General features: G+C 72.7%; 6 protein-coding genes. 3 read left to right on the top strand and 3 right to left on the bottom strand.

Translation table 11 applies throughout. The features are described 5' to 3' along the window. Positions 1 to 244 precede the first annotated feature (244 nt). A complete protein-coding gene (locus ACFVDM_RS38265) occupies positions 245 to 1,888 on the top strand; it encodes a DNA repair helicase XPB (protein ID WP_383651458.1) in 1,644 nt (547 codons plus the stop codon). A 28-nt stretch (positions 1,889 to 1,916) separates the two neighbouring features. Here the strand turns inward: ACFVDM_RS38265 and ACFVDM_RS38260 are convergent, their stop codons facing one another. After that, positions 1,917 to 2,108 (bottom strand): hypothetical protein, encoded by a 192-nt coding sequence (locus ACFVDM_RS38260; RefSeq protein WP_383651451.1) that lies wholly within the window; start codon positions 2,106 to 2,108, stop codon positions 1,917 to 1,919. Positions 2,109 to 2,481: 373 nt separating this feature from the next. Here ACFVDM_RS38260 and ACFVDM_RS38255 point away from each other — a divergent pair, with 373 nt between their 5' ends. Next, the gene (locus ACFVDM_RS38255) at positions 2,482 to 4,557 is read left to right on the top strand and encodes a HelD family protein (protein ID WP_383651447.1); all 2,076 of its coding nucleotides are present in this window, start codon (positions 2,482 to 2,484) and stop codon (positions 4,555 to 4,557) included. 39 nt (positions 4,558 to 4,596) lie between these two features. Here ACFVDM_RS38255 and ACFVDM_RS38250 read toward each other — a convergent pair whose 3' ends face one another. Continuing rightward, positions 4,597 to 7,245 carry a glycoside hydrolase family 9 protein gene (locus ACFVDM_RS38250; protein ID WP_383651444.1) on the bottom strand — a complete coding sequence of 883 codons (2,649 nt, stop codon included), beginning with the start codon at positions 7,243 to 7,245 and terminating at the stop codon, positions 4,597 to 4,599. A gap of 556 nt (positions 7,246 to 7,801) precedes the next feature. Further along, positions 7,802 to 8,491 (bottom strand): copper homeostasis protein CutC, encoded by a 690-nt coding sequence (locus tag ACFVDM_RS38245; protein WP_383651440.1) that lies wholly within the window; start codon positions 8,489 to 8,491, stop codon positions 7,802 to 7,804. A 309-nt stretch (positions 8,492 to 8,800) separates the two neighbouring features. Between ACFVDM_RS38245 and ACFVDM_RS38240 the strand changes: the two genes are divergently transcribed. After that, positions 8,801 to 11,116: a heavy metal translocating P-type ATPase gene (locus ACFVDM_RS38240; RefSeq protein ID WP_383651435.1), complete on the top strand. Its 2,316-nt coding sequence runs from the start codon at positions 8,801 to 8,803 to the stop codon at positions 11,114 to 11,116. Positions 11,117 to 11,174 lie beyond the last annotated feature (58 nt).

The following is an 11,174-nucleotide window of genomic DNA, read 5'->3' as shown; positions in this document are numbered from 1 at the left end:
CTTACGAGGTGCCCGCACGTTCGTCGTTCGAGGAGTCGCCCCGGAGGGACCCCGGACCCCACACGACGAACAGAAGGCGCCCCTGCGGGGAACCCCGCACCCATCAGCCCGTCCGGCGATTGAGGACGGAACCCCGAGCCCAGAGCACCCCGCACACAGCGCACCCCGCACCCCCCGTACGGCACACTGGACGTTTGGCCACCCCCGCCGCCCCCCGGCGGCCCCGCAGAAAGGGCCGAAGCGCGTGAACGGACCCCTCATCGTCCAGAGCGACAAGACGCTGCTCCTGGAAGTCGACCACGAACAGGCCGACGCCTGCCGCCGGGCGATCGCCCCGTTCGCCGAGCTGGAGCGCGCGCCGGAGCACATCCACACGTACCGGCTGACCCCGCTCGGGCTGTGGAACGCCCGCGCCGCGGGCCACGACGCCGAGCAGGTCGTGGACGCGCTCGTGACGTACTCCCGCTACCCCGTCCCGCACGCGCTGCTCGTCGACATCGCCGAGACGATGGACCGGTACGGGCGGCTGACGCTGTCCAAGCACCCGGTGCACGGGCTGGTGCTGACGACGACGGACCGGCCGGTGCTGGAGGAGATCCTGCGGTCGAAGAAGGTCCAGCCGCTGGTGGGGGCCCGGATCGACCCGGACACCGTGGCGGTGCACCCCTCGGAGCGGGGGCAGGTCAAGCAGACGCTGCTGAAGCTCGGCTGGCCGGCCGAGGACCTCGCCGGGTACGTGGACGGCGAGGCGCACCCGATCGATCTGGCCGAGGACGGCTGGGCGCTGCGGCCGTACCAGCAGCAGGCCGTCGAGGGGTTCTGGCACGGCGGTTCCGGGGTCGTGGTGCTGCCCTGCGGGGCCGGGAAGACGCTGGTCGGGGCGGGCGCGATGGCGCAGGCCAAGGCGACGACGCTGATCCTGGTGACGAACACCGTGTCGGCCCGGCAGTGGAAGCACGAGCTGGTGAAGCGGACCTCGCTGACCGAGGACGAGATCGGCGAGTACAGCGGGACCCGCAAGGAGATCAGGCCCGTCACCATCGCGACGTACCAGGTGCTGACGACCCGGCGGAAGGGCGTCTATCCGCATCTGGAGCTGTTCGACTCCCGTGACTGGGGGCTGGTGATCTACGACGAGGTGCATCTGCTGCCGGCGCCGGTGTTCAAGTTCACCGCGGATCTCCAGGCGCGGCGGCGGCTCGGGCTCACGGCGACGCTGGTGCGGGAGGACGGCCGCGAGTCGGACGTGTTCTCGCTGATCGGGCCGAAGCGGTTCGACGCCCCGTGGAAGGAGATCGAGGCGCAGGGGTACATCGCCCCGGCGGACTGTGTCGAGGTGCGGGTCAATCTGACGGACTCGGAGCGGCTCGCGTACGCGACGGCCGAGGCGGAGGAGAAGTACCGGTTCTGCGCGACGACGGCGACGAAGCGGAAGGTCACCGAGGCGCTGGTGCGCAAGCACAAGGGCGAGCAGACGCTGGTGATCGGGCAGTACATCGACCAGCTCGACGAGCTGGGTGAGCATCTGGGCGCCCCGGTGATCAAGGGCGAGACGACGAACGCCCAGCGGGAGAAGCTGTTCGACGCCTTCCGGCAGGGCGAGCTGAGCGTGCTGGTGGTGTCGAAGGTGGCGAACTTCTCCATCGACCTGCCCGAGGCGACCGTCGCCATCCAGGTGTCGGGGACCTTCGGCTCGCGCCAGGAGGAGGCGCAGCGGCTGGGCCGGGTGCTGCGTCCCAAGGCGGACGGGCACGAGGCGCGGTTCTACTCGGTGGTCGCGCGGGACACGATCGACCAGGACTTCGCGGCGCACCGCCAGCGCTTCCTGGCCGAGCAGGGGTACGCGTACCGGATCGTGGACGCGGACGAGCTGCTGTCGGAGGGCTGAGGCCCCGGGGCCTCACGAGGGTGAGCCGTCAGTGGGCGCGGCGGCGGACCCCCGCCTCCTCCGCGTACTCGCCGAGGACGACGACGCCGAACGCGGCGCGGGCGTACACGGTGAGGGCGCGGACCGCGTCTCCGGCGCGGTGGCGGCGGGGGTGACCGGTGGCCGCGGTCGCGCCGTGCGCGGGGCCGGTCCTGCGGGGGTTCAGGGTGACGGTGCTCATGGATCCATGGTGCTCCGAACGGGTGTACCACCGCGTCGGCCGGGAGTCGGAAGCGCGTCGGCGGCCGCGTAGGCCTGGGGTCGCACGCCGTCCCCTACGGGACGGATCCCCTCCCCCGATATTCGTTCGCGCCCGGGACGAGGGGTGGCTACAATCTCCGGTCTGCCCGCCTCCCGCACCGTGGTACCGGCCGTCCGCGAGGACATGTGCCGGCAGCCGGGGGAGCGCCGCCGACCGGACGGAAACCGGCCGACATCCGTACGCGCTCCCCGCGCGTACCCGTGATCGATCCCCGAGCGGACCGCATCGCCCCGCGCACCGGCCGGGACGGGCTGCGGTCCGTCGTCCTGCGTTGAATGCCGGAGGCAACACCGTGCCCGCGCACGCACACGAGAGCGACACCACGACCACCGATCCCCTCGCGCACGAACGCGCCCATCTCGCGGCCTCGCGGGCCGCGCTGCGCGCCATGCGGGAGGACGCCCAGGCCCTCGACATCCGCGATGTCACGGCGAACTGGGTGAACGCCGCGATCCTCCAGGCGCAGATCACCGAGCGCATCAAGTCGCTCGCCGATCTGTCGCACACCCCGCTGTTCTTCGGGCGGCTCGACTATCTGCACGTGGTCGGGGCCGCCGAGGCGGAGGGCGCGGAGGGCGAGCAGTTCTACATCGGGCGCCGCCACGTCCACGACGCCGACGGCGACCCGATGGTCATCGACTGGCGCGCCCCGGTCTCCCAGCCGTTCTACCGGGCTTCCCGCAAGGACCCGCTGGACGTGCGCCAACGGCGCCGTTTCGGGTACACGGGCGGCGAGCTGACCGCGTACGAGGACGAGCATCTGACCGACCCCGCGGAGGCGGCGCAGACCAGCAGGCTGCTCCAGGCGGAGATCGAGCGGCCGCGTGTCGGGCCGATGCGGGACATCGTCGCGACGATCCAGCCGGAGCAGGACGAGATCGTCCGCAGCGGGCTCGGCGGCACGGTGTGCGTGCAGGGGGGTCCCGGCACCGGGAAGACGGCCGTGGGCCTGCACCGGGTGGCGTATCTGCTGTACGCGCACCGGGAGCGGCTGGCCCGTACGGGCACCCTGGTCATCGGGCCGAACCGGTCGTTCCTGCACTACATCGAGCAGGTGCTCCCGGCCCTCGGTGAGCTGGAGGTGAAGCAGGCGACCGTCGAGGACCTGGTGGCCGCGCGGGTCGAGGTCCGGGGGACGGACGAGGCGGCGGCGGCCGTGGTGAAGGGCGACGCCCGCATGGCGGAGGTGCTGCGGCGGGCGCTGCGTTCGCATGTGACGATGCCCGTCGAGCCGGTCATGGTGGTGCGCGGTTCGCGGCGCTGGCGGGTGCCGGCGTACGAGATCGAGGAGATGGTCCGGGAGCTGCTGGACCGGGACATGCGGTACGGGGCGGCGCACGAGGCACTGCCGCAGCGCATCGCGCACGCCGTGCTCGTGCGGATGGAGGAGGCGGGCGAGGCGCCCGACGACCGGGTGCAGAACGCGGTGGCGCGGACCCCGGCGGTGAAGGCGGCCGTGAAGGCGGTCTGGCCGGCGGTCGATCCGTCGAAGCTGGTGCTGCGGCTGCTGTCGGACCCGGAGTTCCTGGCCGCGCACGCGGAGGGGCTGCTGGGCGAGGACGAGCAGAAGGCGATCCTGTGGGCGAAGCCGGCCCGCAGTGTGAAGTCGGCGAAGTGGTCGGCGGCGGACGCGGTGCTGATCGACGAGGCGACCGACCTGGTGGAGCGCACGCACTCGCTGGGCCATGTGGTGGTCGACGAGGCGCAGGACCTGTCCCCCATGCAGTACCGGGCGGTGGGGCGGCGCTGTTCGACGGGGTCGGCGACGGTGCTCGGGGATCTCGCGCAGGGCACGACGCCGTGGTCGACGCGGAGCTGGGAGCAGGCGCTGCACCATCTGGGGAAGCCGGACGCGGTGGTGGAGGAGCTGACGGCGGGCTTCCGTGTGCCGCGCGAGGTGATCGCGTACGCCTCGCGGCTGCTGCCGGTGATCTCACCGGGTCTGACGGCGGTGGAGTCGGTGCGTGAGTCGCCCGGTTCGCTGTCCGTACGGGAGGTGGCGGAGGCCGGGGCGCTGGACGCGGCGGTCGTCGCGGCGTGCGAGGAGTCGCTGGAGCAGGAGGGGTCGACGGGTCTGATCGCCGCGGACGCCCGGATTCCGGCGCTGGAGGCGGCCCTGGAGGCGGCGGGCCACAGCTGGCTCTCGCCGGGCGAGGAGACGACGGCCGAGTCCCGGCTGACGCTGGTCCCGGCCTCGCTGGCCAAGGGTCTGGAGTACGACTACGTGGTGCTGGACGAACCGGCGGCGGTGGTCGACGGCGAGCCGGACGAGCGGACGGGACTGCGCCGGCTGTATGTGGCGCTGACGCGTGCGGTGTCCGGGCTGATCGTCCTTCACGCGGCGGCGCTGCCGGAGGAGTTGGGGTGAGGGGGAGGCGGTGTGCGGAGGCCCGCACACCGCCCCGGTTCAGCCGGCCGTGCACGCCCTCCCGTTCAGTTTGACGGTTCCGGGGTCGAGGGCCGCGCCGGTGACGCTGCTGTTGAACCCGAAGTCGACGCTCGCGCCGGGTGCGAGGGTGCGGTTCCAGGAGAGCGGGGCGGCGGTCACCGTCCGCCCGTACTGGGTGAGTTCGGCGCTCCAGGTGTGGCTGAGCCGCTGGTCACCGGGGAGCAGCCAGGTGAGCGACCAGGGGGTGACGGCCTCGGTGCCGGTGTTCTTCACCGTGACCGTGGTGGTCGAGCCGGTGCTCCAGGGGTGCGAGGAGTACGTGACGCGGCAGGAGCGGACCGGTCCGGCGCCGTCGCCGGCGTCGTCCAGGTAGGACGCGATGTAGGCGAGCGGGGCGTTCCAGTTGATGGCGACCTCGTTGGTGGCGTAGGAGCCGTTGTCGTCGAGGTAGCACATCGCGGCGGCGCAGCCGGTGAGCTTGGCCGCGGCCTCGGGGTCGCCGGAGGTGGGGGCGGTGAGGTTGGGGCCGCCCGCGAGGGAGCCGGCGGGCGGGTGCGGCAGGGCGGGGTCGCTCTGATGGGCCCAGACCCGGTGGTGCTGGTTCTGGGAGCTGCGTTCGCCGTAGCCCGTGACGTAGGACTGGTTGAGGGGGTTGCGGCCGAGGAGGTAGTCGGTGCCGCGCAGGACGGCGTCGCGGTAGCGGTCCGTGCCGGTGAGGTCGGCGGCGGTGGCCAGCACGATCATGTTGTTGAGGACCTGGCTGTTGGAGCCCCAGACGTAGTTCTGGCCGTTGGGGGCGTACGGCACGCCGTACAGCTGGTCCTCGGTCTGGGCGGCGTAGCGGTCGGCGGCCGTGGTCACCACGGAGCGGACCCCGGCGAGCTGGTCGTCGGTCAGGCCGTTGGGGACGGTGGCCAGGGTGAGGACGCCGAGCCCGGCGGTGCCGCCCCACCACATGCCGCCGTCGGCGGGGAAGACGGCGTCGGTGTCGCCGTGCAGGGGCGAGTCCAGGAGGGCCTGACGGTAGGTCTCCTTGCCGGTGGTGGTGAAGAGTTCGGCGGCGGCCCAGTAGAACTCGTCGGATACGTCGTCGTCGCTGTACGTGCCGCCGCCGGTGCCGTCGGCGGGGTCGGCGAGCACGTCCGGGTGGGCCTTCGCCGCGGTCCAGGCGGTTTCGGCGGCGGTGCGGCAGCGGGTGGCGAACTCGGCGTCGTACGGGGCGTAGAGCCGGGCGCACTGGGCGGCGGCCGCGGCCAGGTTGAGGGTGGCGGCGGTGGACGGCGGGTGGAGTTCGCGCTGCTGGGGATCCTGGTCGGGCATCATCGGCAGGCCGGTCCACTGGGCGTCGTGGATCTTGTGGTGGACCATGCCGGCGAGGGGCTGTCCGGCGGGGACCTGCATGCGGAGCATGAAGTCGAGTTCCCAGCGGGCCTCGTCGAGGATGTCCGGCACGCCGTTGCCGTGTTCGGGCACGGCCAGGGCGCCGTCGCCGAGTTCGGCGGACTCGGCCCCGTCGGCGGTCAGGGTGCGCTCGTAGGTGTCCATGAGTTCGGCGACCGCGATGCCGCCGTTGACGACGTACTTGCCCTGGTCGCCGGCGTCGTACCAGCCGCCGCGCACGTCGAGCCGGTAGTCGCAGACGCCGGGCTGGCAGGGCACGTCCGTGTCGCCCTTGTTCGGGGCGACGCCGAGGTGTCCGGCGGGCCGGGCGTACTGCTCGCCGACGAGGTCGCCGTCGATCTCGATGCCGCTGCGGTTCTGGTAGAAGTACGCGAGCGAGTCGCGGCGCAGCGTGTCGTAGAGGTCGGAGCGGATCGAGAAGGGCTCGCTGACCTGGCCGTCGGCCTCGACGGTGTAGCCGTCGCCGGGGGTGGTGACGGTGCTGAAGTCGAAGGTGTGGACGTTCTGCCGGGACGTCGGGTCGGTGCCGCCGGGGACGGTGGTGCCGGTGGCGGCGGCGGTGCCGTCGGCGGCGCGCAGGGTCCAGGTCAGGGGCTCGGCCGCGTCGGTGACGAGGGTGCCGTTCTTGGGGCCGCGCGGGAGGTAGCCGACCTGGTTGACGCGGACCGGGGAGCCGGTGTCGGGCTCGTACACGGGCGGTTCGGCGCCGCCGCGCAGGGAGACGTCGTCGAGGCAGAACGTGCCCGCCGCGCCGCCGCCGATCTGGAAGGCGACCTGGGCCGCGTCGCGGTCGGTCGTCGCGGTGAAGACATGGGTGACCGGGACGGCCTCGGTGCCGATGGTGTCGGTGGCCGAGAGGTCGGTGGTGTACGGGTCGGTGGCCATCTGGACGTTGGTGTGGATGGCCAGCGGGGCGGTGGAGGTGGCCGTGTAGGTGAGGGTGTACGACTCCCCCGCGACGAGCGGGATGTCGTTCTGCCCGATGATCACGTCCCAGGGGTTGGCGGTCCCGGCCGGCACGTCCGCGCAGAGGCGGCCGTCGGTGACGGCCGCGGTGGTGTTGGCGGTCCACCACCAGGGGGCGGTTCCGGCGGCGAAGTCGCCGTTGGTGATCTGTTCGGGGGCCGGGTCGCCGTCCTCGGCGGCGGCTCCGGGGGCGGTGAGGGCGCCGCCGGCGAGCGCGGCGAGGGCCAGCGCGGCGAGGACGCGGCGCCTGCGGCGTGCGCGGGTGCGGCCCGTGGGGGGCGGGGGCGTGGAGGCGTTCACCGGGAGCCTTTCGGTAGGGGTGGGGGCACGTTCCGGCAACACGACAAACCCAGCGATGTGGGAACGCTCCCACAGCATGCGAGCAGCGCCGGGGAGGCACTGTGGGAGCGTTCCCACACCGCCGTGACGCCATTGTGAACGCCGGGGCGTTTATTGCGCCAGGGTCATGACAGGAACGGCTCACGGGACCCGGGTGCGCCTGATGTTCGTCGCGTGGGGGGCCCGGTCCCTCCGGGGCGACTCCTCGAACGACGAACGTGCGGGCCGACGTATGCGTACCCGGGTCTGTGTTCGTCGTTCTGCGGGGACGCCCCTGCACGCCCCCGGCCCCGGCCGTCGTGCGTCCGCGACAGCGTGATCGACAGTCCGCGGCAGCCGGTCCCACCGGCGTGCGGACGCACAACCGGCCCGGGTGGGGGCGCGCAGGGGTGTCCCCGCAGGAAATGGCGTACGACCCGGGTCCGTTACGCACCGGGGTGAACACGCCATTCCCGAGGAGTCACCCCGGAGGGACCCCCCCCCACCCAGCAGAGGCGCACCCCGCACCCCCGAAGGGCTACGCGTCGAGCACGTCGCGCCATTCGCGTACCGCCGCCGTGTCGACCGGCCCCGACCAGCCGCCCCGGCGGGCCGCGCCGCCGATGTGGAAGGCGTCGATACCGGCGTCCAGCAGCTCCGGCAGGTGCTCAAGACGCAGTCCGCCGCCGACGAGGATCTGCGGTTCGTACCCGGGCTCACCCTTGCGCGCCGCCTCGACCACGAGCGTCGGGATGCCCTCGTCGACCCCGGCGGCCGAACCGGCGGTGAGGTACGTGTCCAGGCCGGGCAGGTCCGCCAGGTCCTTGCGCAGCGCGTCCCGGTCGGCGGCGCGGTCGATCGCGCGGTGGAAGGTCCAGTGACAGCCGTCCAGCTCCGCCACGATCCGCTCGACGGCGACCAGGTCGGGGCGCCCCTCCGCGTCCAGGAAGCCCAGCACGAACTCGTTCGCGCCCTCCGCCCGCAGCTCGCGCGCCTTGCGCACGAGGACGTCGATGTCGCCGGCCGCGAAGCCGTCGGCCACCCTGAGCATCACCCGCAGCGGAATGTCCACCGCGGCGCGGATCGCCGCGAAGGTGGCACAGGACGGGGTGAGGCCGTCGGCCGCCATGTCGGTGACCAGCTCAAGCCGGTCCGCACCACCCGCCTGGGCGGCGACCGCGTCCTCCGCGTCGAGAGCGATCACCTCCAGGACTGCACGGTTGCTCATGGGAACCCAATCTTCCAGGAAGCAGCTATAGGTCTAGTCCAATGCCAGCCTACGGGGCGGTAGGCCCGGGGCGCAGCCTCACCGCGAACGTGAAGATACGCGAGGCCGGACGCCCGACCGGCGACCGGACGCGCGCGACCCCGGATTCCCCCGCGGATCACCCTTGCGTTTACATAGGGGGAGGGGGTATACCTGAAGACGTAAGAGATACCCCCCAGGGGTATGAACGACCGAGCGGGAGAAGGCCGGGACGACACCCCGGTCCGGAAACGGCCCGGTCGGGAAGGTCCCTACGAGCAAGGAGGCACCGTGTCCGCGCAGACCGCAGACACCATCGGCGTCACCGCCCCCGGTGACACCGCAGGTACCGGCGTCGCGACAGAGGTCGAACTCGCCATCGGCGGAATGACCTGTGCCTCGTGCGCGGCCCGGATCGAGAAGAAGCTCAACCGGATGGACGGGGTCGAGGCCACCGTCAACTACGCCACCGAGAAGGCCAAGGTCAGCTACCGGGGCGCGGACCTCACCGTCGAGGACCTGATCGCCACGGTCGAGAAGACCGGCTACACCGCCCACCGGCCCGCTCCCCCGGCCGCCCGGACCGCCTCCGCGGACGCGGCGCCGGCCCCGGACGCGGACGGGACGGACGAGCTGCGCCCGCTGCGGCAGCGGCTGATCACGGCGGTGCTGCTCGCGGTGCCGGTGATCGCCATGTCGATGATCCCCGCGCTCCAGTTCGACAACTGGCAGTGGCTCTCCCTCACCCTGACCGCCCCGGTCGTCACCTACGCCGCCTGGCCGTTCCACCGGGCCGCGTGGACCAACGCCCGGCACGGCGCGGCCACCATGGACACGCTGATCTCGGTCGGCACCTCGGCCGCGTTCCTCTGGTCCCTGTGGGCGCTGTTCTTCGGGACGGCCGGGATGACCGGCATGACCCACCCCTTCGAGCTGACGATCGGCCGCAGCGACGGCTCCGGGAACATCTATCTGGAGGCCGCCGCCGGCGTCACCGCGTTCATCCTGGCCGGGCGCTACTTCGAGGCCCGTTCCAAGCGGAAGGCGGGCGCCGCGCTGAAGGCCCTGCTCGAACTGGGCGCGAAGGAGGTCACCGTCCTGCGCGACGGCCGCGAGGTCACCGTGGACACGGCGGACCTGGTGGTCGGGGACCGCTTCCTGGTCCGGCCGGGCGAGAAGATCGCCACGGACGGCACGGTGGTGGAGGGCAGCTCGGCGGTCGACGCCTCGATGCTGACCGGTGAGTCCGTGCCCGTCGAGGTCGGCGTCGGCGACCAGGTGACCGGAGCGACGCTGAACGCGGGCGGCCGGCTGGTCGTGGAGGCGACCCGGGTCGGCGCCGACACCCAGCTCGCCCGGATGGCCAAGCTGGTCGAGGACGCGCAGAACGGCAAGGCCTCGGCACAGCGGCTGGCCGACCGGATCTCGGCGGTCTTCGTCCCGGTCGTCATCGCGCTCGCCCTCGGCACGCTGGGCTACTGGCTGGGCACCGGGGAGGGTCTGACGGCCGCGTTCACGGCGGCGGTCGCCGTCCTGATCATCGCCTGCCCCTGCGCCCTGGGCCTCGCCACCCCGACCGCCCTCATGGTCGGCACCGGACGCGGCGCCCAGCTCGGCATCCTCATCAAGGGCCCCGAAGTCCTGGAGACCACCCGCCGCGTCGACACCATCGTCCTCGACAAGACCGGCACCGTCACCACCGGCCGCATGACCCTCCAGACCGTCCACACCGCCCCCGGCACCACCGAAACCGACGTCCTGCGCCTCGCCGGAGCCCTGGAACACGCCTCCGAACACCCCATCGCCCAGGCCGTCGCCACCGGAGCCACCGAACGCACCGGAGCCCCGCTCCCCACCCCCGAGGACTTCGCGAACGTCCCCGGGCTGGGTGTTCAGGGTGTCGTCGAGGGCCACGCCGTCCTCGTCGGCCGGGAGCAGTTGCTGGCCGAGTGGGAGATCCGGCTGCCGGAGGAACTCGCGCTCCGCAAGGCGGAAGCGGAGAAGGCGGGCCGGACCGCCATCGCGGTCGCCTGGGACGGCGAGGCGCGCGCGGTCGTCGAGGTCGCCGACGCGGTCAAGGAGACGAGCGCCGAGGCCATCGGGCGGCTGCGCCGCCTGGGGCTGAAGCCGATCCTGCTGACCGGGGACAACCGGGCGGTCGCGGAGTCGGTCGCCGCCGAGGTCGGCATCGACGAGGTATACGCCGAGGTCATGCCGCAGGACAAGGTCGATGTCGTCAAGCGCCTCCAGGAGGAGGGCCGTTCGGTCGCGATGGTCGGGGACGGCGTCAACGACGCCGCCGCGCTCGCCCAGGCCGATCTGGGCCTGGCGATGGGCACCGGCACGGACGCGGCCATCGAGGCCGGTGACCTGACCCTGGTGCGCGGGGACCTGCGGGCCGCCGCGGACGCGATCCGGCTCTCGCGCCGGACGCTCGGCACCATCCGGACCAACCTGTTCTGGGCCTTCGCGTACAACGTGGCGGCGCTGCCGCTGGCCGCGATGGGGCTGCTGAACCCGATGATCGCGGGTGCGGCGATGGCCTTCTCGTCGGTGTTCGTCGTCGGCAACTCGCTGCGGCTGCGGGGGTTCCGCGCGGGCTCGTAGCACCTGAGCAACGGCTTCACCGCGTACGACGGCCGGGCCCGGCTCCTCCAGGGGAGCC

This window comes from Streptomyces sp. NPDC057682 (assembly GCF_042799575.1).
Taxonomy (GTDB): Bacteria; Actinomycetota; Actinomycetes; order Streptomycetales; family Streptomycetaceae; genus Streptomyces.
This window is presented reverse-complemented; position numbering and strand designations above follow the sequence as displayed.

Bases quoted from the DNA above. Each gene is read 5' to 3' on its own strand.
- ACFVDM_RS38260 (WP_383651451.1), bottom strand. From the start codon at position 2,108: ATGAGCACCGTCACCCTGAACCCCCGCAGGACCGGCCCCGCGCACGGC.
- ACFVDM_RS38245 (WP_383651440.1), bottom strand. From the start codon at position 8,491: ATGAGCAACCGTGCAGTCCTGGAGGTGATCGCTCTCGACGCGGAGGAC.